This is a genomic window from Duganella sp. HH101 (assembly GCF_001758795.1).
In the GTDB taxonomy this organism is placed as follows: domain Bacteria; phylum Pseudomonadota; class Gammaproteobacteria; order Burkholderiales; family Burkholderiaceae_D; genus Rugamonas; species Rugamonas rivuli.
Genome location: NZ_LRON01000020.1, coordinates 76,117 through 92,663 on the forward strand (window position 1 = coordinate 76,117; position 16,547 = coordinate 92,663).

The 16,547-nt window shown below is 63.0% G+C and carries 16 protein-coding genes; 10 read left to right on the forward strand and 6 right to left on the reverse strand.

Translation table 11 applies throughout. The features are described 5' to 3' along the window. Positions 1-23: 23 nt before the first annotated feature. The 3 genes from gyrB to dnaA all read right to left on the reverse strand — a co-directional run bounded on the left by gyrB (position 24) and on the right by dnaA (position 5,191). Positions 24-2,528 carry a DNA topoisomerase (ATP-hydrolyzing) subunit B gene (gene gyrB, locus DUGA2_RS25360; RefSeq protein ID WP_070272199.1) on the reverse strand — a complete coding sequence of 835 codons (2,505 nt, stop codon included), beginning with the start codon at positions 2,526-2,528 and terminating at the stop codon, positions 24-26. Positions 2,529-2,581: 53 nt separating this feature from the next. Then, complete coding sequence (gene dnaN / locus DUGA2_RS25365) at positions 2,582-3,688, reverse strand: DNA polymerase III subunit beta (RefSeq protein WP_008453129.1); 1,107 nt, start codon at positions 3,686-3,688, stop codon at positions 2,582-2,584. Between the two features lie 105 nt (positions 3,689-3,793). Next, entirely contained in the window at positions 3,794-5,191 is a 1,398-nt protein-coding gene (dnaA, locus tag DUGA2_RS25370; protein ID WP_008453127.1) for a chromosomal replication initiator protein DnaA, read from the reverse strand. A gap of 386 nt (positions 5,192-5,577) precedes the next feature. On the opposite strand from dnaA, the gene rpmH reads away from it, so the two are divergent. The 7 genes from rpmH to DUGA2_RS25400 all read left to right on the forward strand — a co-directional run bounded on the left by rpmH (position 5,578) and on the right by DUGA2_RS25400 (position 10,715). After that, positions 5,578-5,712 carry a 50S ribosomal protein L34 gene (rpmH, locus tag DUGA2_RS32945; protein ID WP_040378179.1) on the forward strand — a complete coding sequence of 45 codons (135 nt, stop codon included), beginning with the start codon at positions 5,578-5,580 and terminating at the stop codon, positions 5,710-5,712. Between the two features lie 36 nt (positions 5,713-5,748). Continuing rightward, positions 5,749-6,189, forward strand: coding sequence for a ribonuclease P protein component (gene rnpA, locus DUGA2_RS25375; RefSeq protein ID WP_071658981.1), 441 nt, complete (start codon positions 5,749-5,751; stop codon positions 6,187-6,189). Next, positions 6,186-6,449, forward strand: coding sequence for a membrane protein insertion efficiency factor YidD (yidD, locus tag DUGA2_RS25380; RefSeq protein WP_008453122.1), 264 nt, complete (start codon positions 6,186-6,188; stop codon positions 6,447-6,449). Before rnpA ends, yidD begins: the two co-directional genes overlap by 4 nt. Before the next feature lie 11 nt (positions 6,450-6,460). Further along, positions 6,461-8,161 carry a membrane protein insertase YidC gene (yidC, locus tag DUGA2_RS25385; RefSeq protein WP_070272201.1) on the forward strand — a complete coding sequence of 567 codons (1,701 nt, stop codon included), beginning with the start codon at positions 6,461-6,463 and terminating at the stop codon, positions 8,159-8,161. Positions 8,162-8,231: 70 nt separating this feature from the next. Next, the gene (mnmE, locus tag DUGA2_RS25390) at positions 8,232-9,611 is read left to right on the forward strand and encodes a tRNA uridine-5-carboxymethylaminomethyl(34) synthesis GTPase MnmE (RefSeq protein ID WP_070272202.1); all 1,380 of its coding nucleotides are present in this window, start codon (positions 8,232-8,234) and stop codon (positions 9,609-9,611) included. Between the two features lie 12 nt (positions 9,612-9,623). Next, on the forward strand, positions 9,624-10,289 hold the full coding sequence (locus DUGA2_RS25395; RefSeq protein WP_070272203.1) for a glutathione S-transferase family protein: 666 nt from the start codon (positions 9,624-9,626) through the stop codon (positions 10,287-10,289). Between the two features lie 12 nt (positions 10,290-10,301). Continuing rightward, a complete protein-coding gene (locus DUGA2_RS25400; protein ID WP_070272204.1) occupies positions 10,302-10,715 on the forward strand; it encodes a hypothetical protein in 414 nt (137 codons plus the stop codon). A 13-nt stretch (positions 10,716-10,728) separates the two neighbouring features. On the opposite strand, the gene DUGA2_RS25405 is transcribed toward DUGA2_RS25400, so the two are convergent. The 3 genes from DUGA2_RS25405 to gcvA all read right to left on the reverse strand — a co-directional run bounded on the left by DUGA2_RS25405 (position 10,729) and on the right by gcvA (position 12,271). Beyond that, positions 10,729-11,034, reverse strand: a complete 306-nt coding sequence (locus DUGA2_RS25405; protein ID WP_070272240.1) for a BrnA antitoxin family protein — start codon at positions 11,032-11,034, stop codon at positions 10,729-10,731. After that, positions 10,985-11,266, reverse strand: coding sequence for a BrnT family toxin (locus tag DUGA2_RS32950; RefSeq protein WP_071658979.1), 282 nt, complete (start codon positions 11,264-11,266; stop codon positions 10,985-10,987). Before DUGA2_RS32950 ends, DUGA2_RS25405 begins: the two co-directional genes overlap by 50 nt. Before the next feature lie 99 nt (positions 11,267-11,365). Next, positions 11,366-12,271, reverse strand: coding sequence for a transcriptional regulator GcvA (gene gcvA / locus DUGA2_RS25410; protein ID WP_071658980.1), 906 nt, complete (start codon positions 12,269-12,271; stop codon positions 11,366-11,368). Positions 12,272-12,383: 112 nt separating this feature from the next. On the opposite strand from gcvA, the gene gcvPA reads away from it, so the two are divergent. From gcvPA to DUGA2_RS25425, 3 genes are read left to right on the forward strand one after another with little or no spacing between them, the layout of a single operon-like run. Then, positions 12,384-13,781, forward strand: a complete 1,398-nt coding sequence (gene gcvPA, locus DUGA2_RS25415; RefSeq protein WP_070272206.1) for an aminomethyl-transferring glycine dehydrogenase subunit GcvPA — start codon at positions 12,384-12,386, stop codon at positions 13,779-13,781. Further along, positions 13,778-15,364 (forward strand): aminomethyl-transferring glycine dehydrogenase subunit GcvPB, encoded by a 1,587-nt coding sequence (gene gcvPB, locus DUGA2_RS25420; protein ID WP_070272207.1) that lies wholly within the window; start codon positions 13,778-13,780, stop codon positions 15,362-15,364. The genes gcvPA and gcvPB overlap by 4 nt, the downstream gene beginning before the upstream one ends. Next, positions 15,361-16,494: an ATP-NAD kinase family protein gene (locus DUGA2_RS25425; protein ID WP_070272208.1), complete on the forward strand. Its 1,134-nt coding sequence runs from the start codon at positions 15,361-15,363 to the stop codon at positions 16,492-16,494. The genes gcvPB and DUGA2_RS25425 overlap by 4 nt, the downstream gene beginning before the upstream one ends. Positions 16,495-16,547 lie beyond the last annotated feature (53 nt).

Sequence of the window (16,547 nt, forward strand, 5' to 3'; positions counted from 1 at the left end):
TTTTGAGGTGGAATGGTATTTAATTAAACGTCGATGTTACCAGCCCGCAGAGCATTGTTCTCAATGAACGCCCGACGTGGTTCCACATCATCCCCCATCAACGTAGTGAAGATCTGATCCGCTGCAATCGCGTCCTCAATCTGCACCTTCAGCAAACGGCGAACGGTCGGATCCATGGTGGTCTCCCACAGCTGATCCGGATTCATCTCACCCAGACCTTTGTAGCGCTGCTTGGACACCACACGTTCCGCCTCATCACGCAGCCACTGCATCGCCTGGTGGAAGTCCACTACGGCCGATTCCTTGGTACGCTCGCCTTCACCGCGACGCACATACGCGCCTTCGCCGATCAAACCCTTGAACGTCGCTGCCGCGCTGGCCAGCACGTTGTAGTCCGCACCCTGCACGAAGTCCGCATCGATCGAGCTGACCTTGATGTTACCGTGATGCATACGCTCAATGCGCAGCGCGTGCTTCTCGGACAGCTCGTCCGAAATCACCGTGATCTTTACCGCGATATCGCTGATCTCCGCCATCATCGCGCGGGCCGATGCCTCAGCCTGCTCTTGCGTGCTCAGATCCAGCGTCACACCAGTCATGATGGCCGTCAGCGCCGCGCGGTCGATCACGCGCGTCAGGCGCGTCATGATGACGTTGGCCAGGTTGAATTGACGCACCAGCTCGCCCAGCGGTTCGCCGACGATAGGATCGGCGCCTTCACGCGGGATCAGCACGGCGGTGTTCAGCGCCACGTTCATCATGTAGCTCGCTTCTTCCGCGTCATCCTTCAGATAACGCTCGTCGCGGCCGGCCTTGACCTTGTACAGCGGCGGTTGCGCGATGTAGATGTGGCCGCGCTCGACCAGCTGCGGCATCTGGCGATAGAACAAGGTCAGCAGCAGCGTGCGGATGTGGGCGCCGTCGACGTCCGCATCGGTCATGATGATGATGCGGTGGTAGCGCAGCTTCTCGACGTTGAATTCATCCGGGCCGATCGAGGTGCCCAGCGTGGCGATCAGCGTGGTGATCTGTTCCGACGACAGCATCTTCTCGAAGCGCGCCTTCTCCACGTTCAGCACCTTGCCGCGCAGCGGCAGGATAGCCTGGAACTTGCGGTCGCGGCCCTGCTTGGCGGAGCCGCCTGCGGAGTCACCCTCGACGATGTACAGTTCGCACAGCGCCGGATCTTTTTCCTGGCAGTCGGCCAGCTTGGCCGACAGGCCCAGGCCGTCCATCACGCCCTTGCGGCGGGTCAGGTCGCGGGCCTTGCGGGCCGCTTCGCGCGCGCGCGCCGCTTCGACGATCTTGCCGCAGATGATCTTGGCGTCGTTCGGTTTTTCCTGCAGGTAGTCCGACAGCGTCTTGGCGACGATCTCTTCCACCGGGCCGCGCACTTCGGACGACACCAGCTTGTCCTTGGTCTGCGACGAGAACTTCGGCTCAGGCACCTTGACCGACAGCACGCAGGTCAGGCCTTCGCGCATGTCGTCGCCGGAGATTTCCACCTTGGCCTTCTTGGCGAATTCCTGCTCGTCGATGTACTTGTTGATGACGCGGGTCATCGCGGCGCGCAGGCCGGTCAGGTGGGTGCCGCCGTCGCGCTGCGGGATGTTGTTGGTGAAGCACAGCACCTGTTCGTTGTAGGCGTCGTTCCACTGCATCGACACGTCCACCGAGATGTTGGTGCCCTGGTCCGACAGGCGTTCGCCGGTGGCCTGGAACACGGTCGGGTGCAGCACGGTCTTGGCTTTGTTGATGTACTCGACGAAGCCGCGGGTACCGCCTTCGAACGCGAAGATTTCTTCCTTGCCGGTGCGCTGGTCGGTCAGCTTGATGTTGACGCCGTTATTCAGGAACGACAGTTCGCGGATGCGCTTGGCCAGGATCTCGTAGTGGAATTCGACGTGAGTGAAGATTTCCTCGTCGGCCCAGAAGTGCACGTCGGTGCCGCGCTTGTCGGTTTCGCCGATGACCTTGATCGGCGAGACGGCGAAGCCATCCTTCTCTTCCAGCTCGCGGTTCTGCGGCACGCCACGGACGAACTCCATGTAGTGCACCTTGCCGTCGCGGCGGATGGTCAGCTTCAGCAGCTTCGACAGCGCGTTCACGCACGATACGCCCACGCCGTGCAGGCCGCCCGACACCTTGTACGAGTTCTGGTCGAACTTGCCGCCGGCGTGCAGCTCGGTCATGACGATCTCGGCGGCGGAGCGCTTCGGATCGTGCTTGTCGTCCATCTTCAGGCCGGTCGGCACGCCGCGGCCGTTGTCGGTGATCGAGATCGAGTTGTCCGAGTGGATGGTGACGTGGATTTCCGTGCAGTGGCCGGCCAGCGATTCATCGATGGAGTTGTCCAGCACCTCGAACACCAGGTGGTGCAGGCCGGTACCGTCCGAGGTGTCGCCGATGTACATGCCGGGTCGTTTGCGGACTGCTTCCAGACCTTCGAGGATCTGGATCGATGAGGCGCCGTATTCTTCGGTTTTGGCCGGTACTGGTACTGGATTCTCTTCTGGGATGGCGGACATGTGCTGCTTTCTCTGTTATCGATTACTGGTGTTCTGACGGCTGTAGCAAAAACTTAGATGCGCATCGGCATGACGACGTACTTGAAGTCGGCATTGTCCGGGATCGAGATCAGCGCGGACGAGTTCGAATCGCCCAGCGCGACGTTGACCTGGTCGCACTTCAGGTTGTTCAACACGTCGAGCAGGTAGGTGACGTTGAAGCCGATGTCGACGCTGTCGCCGCCGTAGTCGATTTCCAGCTCTTCGACCGCTTCTTCCTGGTCCGCATTGGTCGAGCTGATCTTCATGCTTCCCGGGGTGATGATGCAGCGTACGCCCTTGAACTTGTCGCTGGTCATGATGGCGGCGCGTTGCAGCGAACGCAGCAGCTCATCGCGGCCGATCGTGAACTCGTTCTTGTAGCCCTTCGGGATCACGCGCGTGTAGTCGGGGAACTTGCCTTCGACCAGTTTCGAGATCAGCTCGATGTCGGCGAAGGTCAGCTTGACCTGGTTGGCGGCGATGTCCAGCTGCACGGTCTCGTCGTTCTCTTCCAGCAGGCGCTGCAGTTCGATGATGGTCTTGCGCGGGATGATCACTTCCTGGCGCTCGAACGATTGCTCGGTCTCGACCTGGCAGAACGCCAGGCGGTGGCCGTCGGTGGCCACGGCGATCACGTTCTTGCCGTCCAGGACCAGCAGCAGGCCGTTCAGGTAGTAGCGGATGTCCTGCTGGGCCATCGAGAAGTGCACCATGTTGAACAGGTGCTTCAGCGTTTTCTGCGGCAAGGTGACGGAGGCGCTGTAGCTGTCGGCCTGCTGCACGGTCGGGAATTCTTCGGCGGCCAGCGTCTGCAGCGCGAAGCGCGATTTGCCGGTCTGTACCGTCAGGCGCTTGTTCAGCAGCGTCATCGTCACGTCGCCCGATTCAGGCAGCGCGCGCAGGATGTCGAGCAGCTTGCGCGCGGCCACGGTGGTGCCGGTCACTTCGCTGCCGGAACCGATCTCGGCGTTGGTGGTGATCTGGACTTCCGTGTCGGTCGACAGGAAGGATACGCTCTCGCCCTCTTTGCGGATGAGGATATTGGCCAGAATCGGCATAGTGTGCCGACGCTCGACAATACCGCTCACGATCTGCAGTGGCCGGAGAAGGGTATCTCGGGTGGTTTTGACCAATTGCATAGATTATCCTCAATAGTAAAGATTAAACGATATTTTTATAACAATGTTGCCTTGCGAGCAGACGTGCTTTTTTGCCTAGATCATAAGGCCAAACCTGGTGTCAGGCTAGCCCTTCAGCGTTTGCTCCAGCACGTGCAGCTCGTGGTTGCATTCCGGGTTCTTGGTGCGGTCCAGCGCGATCTTGCGCACGGCGTGCAGCACGGTCGTGTGGTCGCGGCCGCCGAACAGTTCGCCGATCTCCGGCAAGCTCTTCTGCGTCAACTCCTTGGCCAGGTACATCGCGATCTGGCGCGGCCGCGCGATGTTGGCCGGGCGACGCTTGGAGTACATGTCGGCCACCTTGATGTTGAAGAAGTCCGCCACCGTCTTCTGGATGTTTTCCACCGAGATCTGGCGGTTCTGCACCGACAGCAAATCCTTCAGCGCTTCCTTCACGATGTCGATCGTGATGTCCTTGCCGTGGAAGCGCGAGTACGCCAGGATCTTGCGCAGCGCGCCTTCCAGCTCGCGCACGTTGGAGCGCAGGTGCTTGGCCACGAAGAAGGCGACGTCGTCCGAGAACGTGACCCCTTCCTGCTTGGCTTTCTTGAGCAGAATCGCCACGCGCATTTCCAGCTCCGGCGGCTCGATCGCCACCGTCAGGCCGGAATCGAAGCGCGAGATCAGGCGATCGTCCATGCCGGTGATTTCCTTCGGATAGGTATCCGAGGTGATGATGATCTGCTTCTTCGCCGCGATCAGCGCTTCGAACGCGTAGAAGAACTCTTCCTGCGTGCGGCTCTTGCCGCCGAAGAATTGAATATCATCGATCAGCAGCATGTCGAGCGAATGATAGTAGTGCTTGAAATCGTCGAAGCCCTTGCGCTGGTAAGCCGTCACCACGTCGCGCACGTACTGCTCGGCGTGGATGTAGCGGATCTTGGCGCCCGGCTGGTCGGCCATCACCTGGTTGCCGATCGCGTGGATCAAGTGGGTCTTACCCAGGCCGACGCCGCCGTAGAAGAACAGCGGGTTGTACGACACGCCCGGGTTGTTGGCCACCTGGATCGCGGCGGCGCGCGCCAGCTGGTTGGCCTTACCGGTGACGAAGCTGTCGAAGGTCAGGTCGGTGTTGATGCGGCTCTGTTCGCGGCGCGGCGCGGCCGAAGCCGGCAGCTCGGGCACCGACGGCACAGGGTCGGAGTTGCGCGCGTGGCCGTTCGGGTTGCCGTCGTTGTAGTCGGGTGCCGGCACCACGGTGGCGGCCTTTTTCGGCAGCGCCAGGCGCGGGTCGAGCACGAACTGCACCTCGGTCGGCGCTTCCCAGTACTGGCAGGCCAGTGCCGTGATGCGGCTGGCGAACTGGGACTTGACCCAGTCCAGCTTGAACCGGTTGGGCGCGGCCACACGCAACTTGCCCGCCTCGTAATCGAGGGGGATGAGCGGTTTTATCCACGCGCTGAATTGTTGCGGCGTCAGCTCCAGCTCCAGCTGGGCGGAGCAGGTCTGCCAGAAATTTTCCATGAATCTTTATCTATTCTTTACTGCTGATGAGGGTGTCGGCGACCTTGGGTGCGCCACACGTAACGCGCTATTCTACTCTCGACCGCCAAAGTTATCCACAGGCACGACGCTTATTTTCGTACTTTTGACGGCCCCCGGATGGCGGCCAGAGACCATCAGTTGTTGACAAGCGGGACCGAAATGCTGATAATTCAGGGTTCCCCGCCCGTATTCCTAGTTTATTCACATGAACGTCAATATGGAGTAAGCGTGGATTTAGCGGGCGATGAGATGGACCCAGCTTGTGCCGGCAACGGTGGCATAGGTGCGCGAAGTGTCATTGGCACCAAAAACTGACGGGGCCACAACCCGATTTTGCATTTTTTTCTGCTTTTAGCGAGACCAACATGAAACGTACTTACCAACCTTCCGTTGTACGCCGTAAGCGTACCCACGGCTTCCGCGCACGTATGGCTACCCGTGGTGGCCGTCAAGTGCTCAACGCACGTCGCGCCAAAGGCCGCAAGCGTCTGGCTGTATAAGCCAACTGCTTGTTAGCTGATCGCGTGGAAAGCTGTATTTCAAGCGGCTCGACAGGCGAAGGTTCACACGACTTCGCGCGCGTTCGGCGTATCGTTAAAACGGATGAATTTTCATCCGTTTTTCGTTTGCGCCCTACCCAAAAAAGCGCGCACTTCGTGCTCTACACCCGTCTGAATGAATTGCCGCATGCGCGGCTGGGCGTCGTGGTGGCGAAGCGGTTCGCGCCGCGCGCCGTCACGCGCAACACGATCAAGCGCGTTACCCGCGAACTGTTCCGCCAGACCAGCCTGCCGGCGATCGATTGCCTGATCCGCCTGGCCAAGCCGGTCAACAGCAAGGACGGGCCTGCCACCACTGCGAAGCTGAAAGCGGCTTTGCGGGTGGAATTGGCACGCCTGTTCGCCCAGGCCAAGACGGCCAAGCCGCCCAAACCGGCCTTGCCTTCGGCGCCGCCGCCTCCACCTGAGGCATCATGAAAAAACTGCTACGCTTCCTGGTGCGCTTTTATCAGCTGGCCCTGAGCCCGCTGATGGCGCCGAGCTGCCGGTTTTATCCGAGCTGCTCGAACTATGCGCTGGAAGCGTTGCAGGTGCATGGCGCCGCCAGGGGCAGCCTGCTGGCGGCCAAGCGCATTTGCCGCTGCCATCCGTGGAATCCGGGCGGGCATGATCCCGTTCCCCCGGCGGACGGCAAAACGAATACTTCTACGACCGCTTGCGGTTGCAACCACTCCTGACAAATAGCCTAATGGATATCAATAAACGTACCATCCTGTGGATCGTGTTTGCCGTGTCGCTGGTAGTTCTTTGGAACAACTGGATGGTCTCGACAGGCAAGCCTTCCATGTTTGCTCCAGCGCCGGCTCAAACCGCCAAGGCCCCGGAAGCGAAGAAATCCGAACTGCCGGCCGCCTCCGTGACCGCGGCAGCAACGGGCGCTGCGGCACTGCCTGGCGCCCCCGCCGCGGCCGAGCCGTTCAAGAGTGAGCGCATCACCGTCACCACCGATCTGTTCCGTGTCGATGTCGACACCCTGGGCGGCACCATCAAGCGCCTGGAACTGCTGAAGTTCAAGGACGGCGTGGACGTCAACAAGAACCAGGTGCTGTTCGACGTCGATGCCGGCACCGGCAAGATCTACCTGGCCCAAACCGGCCTCGTCGGCGCCCCCGGCCTGCCGAACCACCAGACCGGCTTCGTCGCCAAGCCTGGCCCGCGCATGCTCAACGACGCCAACCAGGTGCAACTGGTGCTGGAAGCGGAATCGGCCGGCGTCAAGCTGACCAAGACCTTCACCTTCAAGCGCGGCGACTACGTGATCGACGTGCGCCACGACATCAGCAACGTCGGCACCGCGCCGGTCAAGCCTGAGCTGTACCTGCAGCTGGTCCACGACGGCAACAAGCCGGCCGGCGACTCTTACTTCAACAGCAGCTACACCGGCCCGACGCTGTACACCGACGCCGACAAGTACCACAAGCTGAAGTTCGAAACGCTGGAAAAAGAAGCCGCCGAAGCCGCCAAGACCGGCAAGGACGCCGTGCAGGATCACCCGACCAAGGCCGACAACGGCTGGATCGCGATCTCGCAGCACTTCTTCGTCTCCGCCTTCGTCCCGCAGGACAAGCTGGGCCGCACCATCTTCACCAAGAAAGTGACGACCAACCAGTACGCCATCGGCACCATCCAGCCGCTGGGCACGCTGGCGCCGGGCGCTACCGTGACCAACGAGGCCAAGCTGTACTCCGGCCCGCAGGAATCGAAGCTGCTGGAAAAAGTCACGCCTGGCCTGGACCTGGTCAAGGACTACGGCTTCCTGACCATCATCGCCAAACCTATCTTCTGGGTCATGGACCAAATCCACCAGGTGCTGGGCAACTGGGGCTGGACCATCATCGCCTTCACCATCCTGATCAAGCTGGCGTTCTTCCCGCTGTCGGCCGCCGGTTATCGCAGCATGGCCAAGGTCAAGCTGGTCACGCCGAAGATGCAGGCGATCCGCGAGCGCTACAAAGGCGACCCGGCCAAGATGAACCAGGCCACCATGGAGCTGTACAAAACCGAGAAGATCAACCCGCTGGGCGGCTGCCTGCCTATCCTGGTGCAGATGCCGGTCTTCATCGCGCTGTACTGGGTGCTGCAAGCGTCGGTCGAAATCCGCGGCGCACCGTGGATCGGCTGGATCACCAACCTGGCCGCGCCGGATCCTTGGTTCATCCTGCCGGTGCTGTACGCGATCTCGATGTACATCACCACCAAGCTGAACCCGGCGCCTGCCGATCCGATGCAAGCGAAGATGATGTTATTCATGCCGCTGGCGTTCTCGGTCATGTTCTTCTTCTTCCCGTCCGGCCTGGTGCTGTACTGGGTCGTGAACAACGTGCTGTCGATCGGTCAGCAGTACGTGATCTCCAAGAAGTTCGCTGCGCCTGAAGCCGCGAAGTCCTGATCTCCGGATAAATGCTGTTGCAGAAAAGCCCGTGTTAATCGCGGGCTTTTTTTTACTTTACAATTCCCCTATGAATATCGACTCTTCCCCCATCGCCGCCATCGCCACCGCACCGGGGCGCGGCGGCATCGGCGTGGTACGCGCCTCCGGCAAGAACCTCAAGCCGCTGATCGCCGCGCTGTTCGGCGCCACCGCATTGCAGCCGCGCCACGCCACCTACATTCCGTTCAAGCAGGCCGACGGCGCCCTGATCGACCAGGGCATCGCCATCTGGTTCAAGGGCCCGCACTCGTACACCGGGGAAGACGTGCTGGAACTGCAGGGCCACGGCGGCCCGATTGTGCTGCAGCTGCTGCTGGCGCGCGTGCTGGAAGCGGGCGCCGAGACGGGCTTGCGGCTGGCCGAGCCGGGCGAGTTCACGCGCCGCGCCTACCTCAACGACAAGCTCGACCTGGCGCAGGCCGAAGCTGTGGCCGATCTGATCGACGCCTCCACCGAAGCGGCGGCCAAGTCGGCGTCGCAATCGCTGTCGGGCGCCTTCTCGAAGACGGTCAACACGCTGGTGGACGGCGTGACCGGCCTGCGCATGCTGGTCGAAGCCACGCTGGACTTCCCGGAAGAGGAAATCGACTTCCTGGAAAAATCCGACGCGCGCGGCCAGCTGGCCGGCATCGTCGCCGCGCTGGAGCAGGTGTTCAAGCAGGCGTCGCAAGGCGCGCTGCTGCGCGAGGGCTTGAACGTGGTGCTGGTCGGCCAGCCCAACGTCGGCAAGTCCTCGCTGCTGAACGCGCTGGCGGGCACGGACGTAGCCATCGTCACGCCGATCGCCGGCACCACACGCGACAAAGTCACCGAGACCATCCAGATTGAAGGTATACCTCTAAACATCATCGACACCGCCGGCATCCGCGCCATCGACGACGGCGTCGACGTGGTCGAGCGCATCGGCATCGAGCGCACCTGGGGCGAGGTCGGCAAGGCCGACGTCATCCTGCACCTGCTGGACGCCGACCACGGCCCGTCGCGCGCGGACGAGGGCATCGTCGCCGCCTTCCCGCCCGGCGTGCCGGTGCTGCGCATCTGGAACAAGATCGATCTGTCGGGCCACAAGCCGGGCGTCGATCCGATGGAGGATGCGACGCATGTGTATCTGTCGGCGCACGAGCACATCGGCATTGATTTGCTGCGCGCCGAGCTGCTGCGCATCGCCGGTTGGCAGCAGACGGGCGAGTCGCTGTACCTGGCGCGCGAACGCCATCTGATCGCGCTGAAGAACGCTGGCGCCCATCTGGAGCGCGCCGGCGAGCACGCGGCGCAGAACGACCAGTCGCTGGACCTGTTCGCGGAAGAGCTGCGGCTGGCGCAGGTGCAGCTGTCGAGCATCACCGGCGCGTTCTCGTCGGACGATTTGCTGGGTGTGATCTTCTCGCGTTTCTGCATCGGAAAATAAAAAGGAAACCCCATGATCCTCTACCACAGCATCGCCGCACGTTCCTTCCGTCCGCTGTGGATGCTGGAGGAACTGGGGCTGCCATACGAACTGCGCATGCTGGCTTTCCCGCCGCGCGTGCACGACAAGTCCTATCTCGACATCAATCCCTGCGGCACCGTGCCGGCCTTCTTCGACGGCGACATGCGGATGACGGAATCGGCGGCGATCTGCCAGTACCTGGCCGAGCGCCATCCGGCGGCCAGGCTGAATGTCGCGCTGGACGAGGCGGACTACGGCGCGTGGCTGAACTACCTGCATTTCGGCGAAGCCACGCTGACCTTCCCGCAAACACTGGTGCTGCGCTACAGCCGCTTCGAGTCACCGGAGCGCTTGCAGCCTCAGGTGGTGGAGGATTATTCGCGCTGGTTCTTGTCGCGCCTGAAGACGCTGACGCCGCGCCTGGAGAAGAATGAGTTCCTGTGCGCCGACCGCTTCACGGCGGCCGACGTCTCGGTCGGCTACGCGCTGCTGCTGGCTGAACAGCTGGGATTGCATACGTCCTTCACTCCAGCCTTCGCCGCCTACTGGCAGCGTTTGCGGCAGCGTCCCGCCTTCCTGCGCGCGCAGGCCGCCGAGCTGGTCGCCGCGTCGGCGCAAGGCGTTTCGCTGCTGCCCGCCACCCAACTGCCAACCTGAAGCCAGTTATTAATGAAAACCATTTATACCGTTTTAATGGCGGCGGCGCTGGCATTGCCGCTGTCGGCCTCCGCGCTTGTCCCCTGCATGGAACCCTGTTCGGAAGAGGCATGCTTTTACAGAAGCGATCTGGTTGTCGAGGGCGTTATCGTTGCAATCAAGTACGTCAATGAGGAACGGCTTCCCCGGCTGTTCACACCGGGATTTCCGATGCCGGATCCCATATATCAAACTTACGTCAGCGAGTTCGTCATTGAGCCTGACAAGGTTTTAAAAGGAACGCTTCCAAAAGGACGAATTGTTGTGGGAAAAGAGTCCTGTATCGAGGCGCCGAAGTTGAATGACTTGCGCGCTGTACGTATCCGCGCATACCTGCACGCCGGCGGCGACTCGTCGACTTGGCTGATACGATTTATACGGTTGTGAGCTGGAGGAAAGATCAGGGCGAATTGGTTTTAAGCCAGTCGCGCAAAGCGTCATTCATCCGGGCCTGCCAACCGTCTCCAGTGGACTTGAATGCTGCGATAATGTCGGCATCGTAACGCATCGTCAATGATTGCTGGGAGCTGCCCTGCTTGGACTTGCTATTGCGGATAGCCTGCTCGGCCGCGATGGCAAATTCCTTTTTCGTCACGATGCGTTCGCCTATCATCGGCGTCGCGTTCTCAAAGAAATCCTCGGCTAGTTCGGGAGCGTCATCCGGATCGACCCACTTGCCGCGCGTAGCGTTTGATTTCACGTTCATTTGCATACCTCATCGAAATGATGCGGCGTGCTGCGCCGCGTGGTGTCCAGATCACCACTACCCATCTGCCATCCAACAGCCCAAACGTGATCGTTCGCGGCTCACCGTAATTGGCTCGATTGTCAGCCTGATTCACTACTGGGCCGTTGAAAACCTCCACCGCACGCGAAAAATCAAGGCCGCGCTCAGCAAGGGTCTTGTTGCGCTTCAGGAGGTCGAATTCGATCTGCACGATTTATTGTAGTCACGCTAAATTGACCGGTCAACCGGATAGGTGGGGATGTAGCGTTGCTTACAATATGCCTGCTGATATTGACGACCTTGAAGCCTCTCAATGATTCGCTTCCTGCTCCCGCGCCTCATCCCGCAGAAAATCCGAGAACCACGCCAACGCCTCCTGCTCCGTGCGGGTAGGGCGCCAGCACATGTAGTAGGCGCCTTGCGTGGACAGCGTCTGGCTGAATGGGCTGACCAGGGTGCCGCGTCGCAGGTCGTCGCGGATCAGCGCCATGCGGCCCAGCGCGATGCCCTGGCCGTTCAGCGCCGCCTGCATCAGCGCATTGCTGTCATCGATCAGCGGCCCGCGCAGCGCCAGCGACGGCGCCAAACCCGCCTGCTCGAACCAGCGCTCCCAATCGTCGCAACTATCCTCGTGCAGCAGCGTGTAATGCGCCAGATCGGACGGCTCCAGCAACGGCGGGCCATCCTTCAGCATCGCCGGCGAACACACCGGCAGCAGCTCGGTCCCGAACAGGCGCTCGCACTCCACCCCCGGCCACTTGCCATCCCCCCAGCGTATCGCCAGGTCGATACTGTCGCGACCCAGGTCGGTGTGCATCACCGTGTGCACCAGCCGCACTTCAAGCTGGCTGTGCGCCGCCAGAAAGCGGTCCAACCGATGCACCAGCCAGCGCGAGCTGAAGGCCGGCGTCACCGCCACCGTCAGCCGCTTGCGCGCCCGGCCTTCGGTCTGCGCCAATTGCGCCAGCACGCGGTCGATGCGGCCGAAGGCGTCGACCAGGCTGCGTTGCAAAATCGCCCCCTCGGCGGTCAGCGTGATGGCCCGCGTCATGCGCTTGAACAGCTTGATCTGCAGCGCATCCTCCAGCGTCTTGATCTGGTGGCTGACCGCCGCCTGCGAGATGCACAACTCATCGGCCGCACGCGTAAAACTCATGTGCCGGGCCGTGACCTCGAACGTTTTCAACTGCCTTAAAAGACTGGAAGAATGAGCCAAAAGTGTTCTCCACGCATGAATTTATCTAATGTATCACATGCATACTGATCATTTGTCAATGTTATTTCGCTCCTACAAGATGGGGTATCCGACCTCGATAACAGGAAATGACATGGAACCAGGCAAACCCACCACACACCCCTACATCCCCAACTCGGTTCCTGCCGTGCGCGAAGCCATGCTGCACGCCGTGGGCGCCGCCAGCGTCGAAGAATTCTTTGCCGATATCCCCGCCGCCCTGCGCATGCAGGCGCCGCTGGCGATCGCCGCGCCTCACCTGTCCGAAGCGCGCCTCAAGCGCCACGTCGACGGCCTGCTGCGCAAGAACAGCCACTGCGCCGGTCAACTGAGCTTCCTGGGCGGCGGCTGCTACCAGCACCACGTGCCGGCCGTCTGCGACGAGATCAACGGCCGCAGCGAGTTCGCCACCGCCTACGCCGGCGAGCCGTATGACGACCATGGCCGCTTCCAGGCGCTGTTCGAATACTGCAGCATGATGGGTGCGCTGCTGGAGATGGACGTGGTCAACGTGCCGGTGTACGACGGCATGCAGGCCGCCGCCACCGCCGTGCGCATGGCGGGCCGCCACACCGGCCGCCGCCGCGTCGTCGTGGCCGGCCACGTCAACCCTGACAAGCTGTCGATGATGACCACCTACGGTCGCGCCGATCTCGATTTCATCACCGCGCCCTTCGATCCGAACACCGGCCTGCTCGACCTGGCCACCGTGACGCGCCTGCTCGACAAAGACACCGCCGCACTGTACGTGGACATCCCATCCTTCCTCGGCACCATCGACGACGGCGCCGCACTGGCCGCCGCCGCGCACGCGGTGGGCGCGCTGTTCGTGGTCGGCGTCGATCCCGTCTCGCTGGGCGTGCTGGCGCCGCCGGCCAACTACGGCGCCGACATCGTCTGCGGCGACATCCAGCCGCTGGGCATGCACATGAACTACGGCGGCGGCCAGGGCGGCTTTATCGCCAGCCACGACGATCCCGCCATCGTCATGCAATATCCATCGCGGCTGTTCGGCATCGTGCCGACCAGCGTGCCGGGCGAGTACGGTTTCGGCGACGTGGCCTACAGCCGCACCTCCTTCGACAAGCGCGAGAACGGCAATGAGTTCGTCGGCACAGCCGCCGCGCTGTGGGGCATCACCGCCGGCGTGTACATGGCGCTGATGGGCCCACAAGGCATGACCGAACTGGCCGCCGGCATCGCCCAGCGCACCGCCTACGCCCGCCAGCGCATGGCGCGCGTGCCCGGCGTGCGCGTCGCGCATACCGGCAGCTGCCACTTCCGCGAGTTCGTCGTCAACTTCGACGGCACCGGCTTGCCGGTGGCCGCCATCAACGCCGCCTTGTTGCAGCAGGGCGTATTCGGCGGCCATGACCTGAGCGCCGCCTTCCCCGCGCTGGGCCAGTCGGCCCTGTACGCCTTTTCCGAAGTCCACACGCAGGAAGACATCGACCTGCTGTGCGCAACGCTAGAGAAAGTCCTCAACCAATGACCGCCATGGAAAACATCGCCACCCACCGCAAACAGCAGATGCGCCGCTACCATCAGGCGCGCTGGGACGAACCCGTGATCTTCGAATTGAGCCAGCCCGGCGAACGCGGCATCCTGGTGCCGGAGGTGGAGCCGGACATCGTGCTCGCCGCCGGCCAGCCGCTGGCCGGGCTGCCCGCCACGATGCTGCGCCAGCGCGCTCCGGCGCTGCCGGAGATGTCGCAGAACCGCGTGCTGCGCCACTATCTGCGCCTGTCGCAGGAAACGCTGGGCGCGGACCTGAACGTCGACGTCGGCCAGGGCACCTGCACCATGAAGTACAACCCCAAGATCAACGACCAGTTGGCCCGCCAGCCCGGCATGGCGGAGCTGCACCCGCGCCAGCCCGACAGCACCGTGCAGGGCATGCTGGAAGTGATCGCGAAGCTGGAAGGCGTGCTGTGCGAAGTGTCCGGCATGGATGCCGTATCGTTGCAGCCGCGTGGCGGCTCGCAGGCCATCTTCGCCAACATGGCGATGGTGCGCGCCTGGCACGAAAGCCGTGGCGACGCAGCGCAGCGCGATGAAGTCATCACCACCATCTTCTCGCACCCGTCGGACGCGGCCTGCGCCAAGCTGGCAGGCTACAAGGTCATCACGCTCTACCCGGACGCCAACGGCTACCCGGACCTGGCGGCGCTGAAGGCCGCCGTATCGCCGCGCACCGCCGCGCTGGTCATCACCAATCCGGAGGACACCGGCATCTTCAACAGCCGCATCCGCGAATTCGTCGACGTGGTGCACGCGGCCGGTGGGCTGTGCGTGTACGACCAGGCCAACGCCAACGGCCTGCTGGGCATCGCCCGCGCACGCGAGGCGGGCTTCGACCTGTGCCACTTCAACCTGCACAAGACCTTCGCCACGCCGCACGCCTGCGGCGGCCCGGCGGTGGGCGCGGTGTGCTGCACGGCTGCGCTGGCGCCGTTCCTGCCAGGCCCGCTGGTGCGGCATACGGACGGCCACTACCACCTGGTGAACGGCGCCGCACAGTCGATCGGCAAGATCAGCAGCTTCACTGGCACCGCCTCCATCATGCTGCGCGCCTACGCGTGGATCATGAACCTGGGCGCCGACGGCTTGCGCACCGTATCCGAGATCGCGGTCCTCAACAACAACTACATGATGCACGAGCTGTTGAAGATCGACGGCATGACGGCGCCTTACGCGCCGGGCAAGCGCCGCATCGAGCAGGTGCGCTATAGCTGGCAGGGCCTGACCGAGGCCACCGGCGTGACGTCGGAAGAAATCGGTCTGCGCGCCGCCGACTTCGGCGTGCACTACTGGACCAGCCACCATCCCTACGTGGTGCCGGAGCCGGCCACCATCGAGCCGACCGAATCCTATTCGCGCGCCGACCTCGATGAATTCATCGGCGTGATGCGGCACATCGCCGGCGAGGCGCGCAGCAATCCGGAGCTGGTCAAGACCGCGCCGCACAACTGCCCGGTGCACCGCGTGCAGGGCGAGATGCTGGACGATCCGGAACGCTGGTCCATCACCTGGCGCGCCTACCAACGCAAGCTGGGGGAGCGCGGGCTGGCATGAAGATAGGACTGGTGGTCAATCCCTGGGCCGGCATCGGCGGCCCGGCCGGCCTCAAAGGTTCGGACGGCGCAGACAGCGTGCAGGCCGCGCTGGCGGCGGGCAGCCTGCCGCAGGTATCCGCACGCCTGGCCGCCATGTTCGACGCCTGCGGCGAGGCTGCGCAAGCGGCCAACTGGTACACCGCCGACGGCGAGATGGGCCTGCATGCGTTGCTGGCGGCAGGCCTGCAGGCTTGCGCGGTGGTGCCGGTGGCCTCGCCGTCGCAGGCGGCCGATACCCGCCGCGCCGCCTGCATCCTGGCCGGCATGGGGATGGACCTGTTGCTGTTCGCCGGCGGCGACGGCACCGCGCGCGATGTGCTGGACGGCCTGCGCGACGCCGGCGCGATGGGCAGCCTGCCGGTGCTAGGCGTGCCGGCCGGCGTGAAGATGCAGTCGGCGGTATTTGCCAACCATCCGCTGGCGGCGGCGCTGCTGCTGCGCCAGTTGCTGCAGAACGGCCTGGCCGTGTGCTGCGACGCCGAGGTGATGGACCTGGACGAGGACGCGCTGCGCCGCAACCAGATCGTGCCGCGCCTGTACGGCTACCTGCAACTGCCGCTGGCGCCGACGCTGACGCAGGGCGGCAAGGCGCGTCATGTCAGCGGCAGCGGCGCACAGCGCATGGCCATCGCCCGCAGCTTCGCGGAATCGATGGAGGTGCGCTCGCTGTACCTGATCGGTCCCGGCTCCACCACGCAAGCCTTGCTGGCGCTGCTGGGCGTGGACGGCACCCTGCTGGGTGTGGACGCGGTGCAGGGCGACGGCACGCTGCTGGCACGCGACGCCTCGCGCCGCACGCTGGAGGATCTGGCAGACGGCTGGCAGGAACCGCTGCACCTGGTGCTGTCGCCGATAGGAGGGCAGGGGCTGGTGCTGGGACGCGGCAACCAGCAGATTTCACCGCGCCTGCTGCGCGCAGCAGGACCGCGAGGGCTGCATGTGCTGGCGCCGCCCGGCAAGCTGATGTCGCTGCACGGCGGCGTGCTGCGCATCGATAGCGGCGACGCGGAACTCGATGCGGAATTCAATGGGTATTTGTCGGTGACGACCGGCTACCGGGAACAGACGATGTGGCCTGTCTCGGTGTAGTGGCAGCAAATACACGGCAGTAAAAAATAACGATAACTATCTGGAGATTCCAA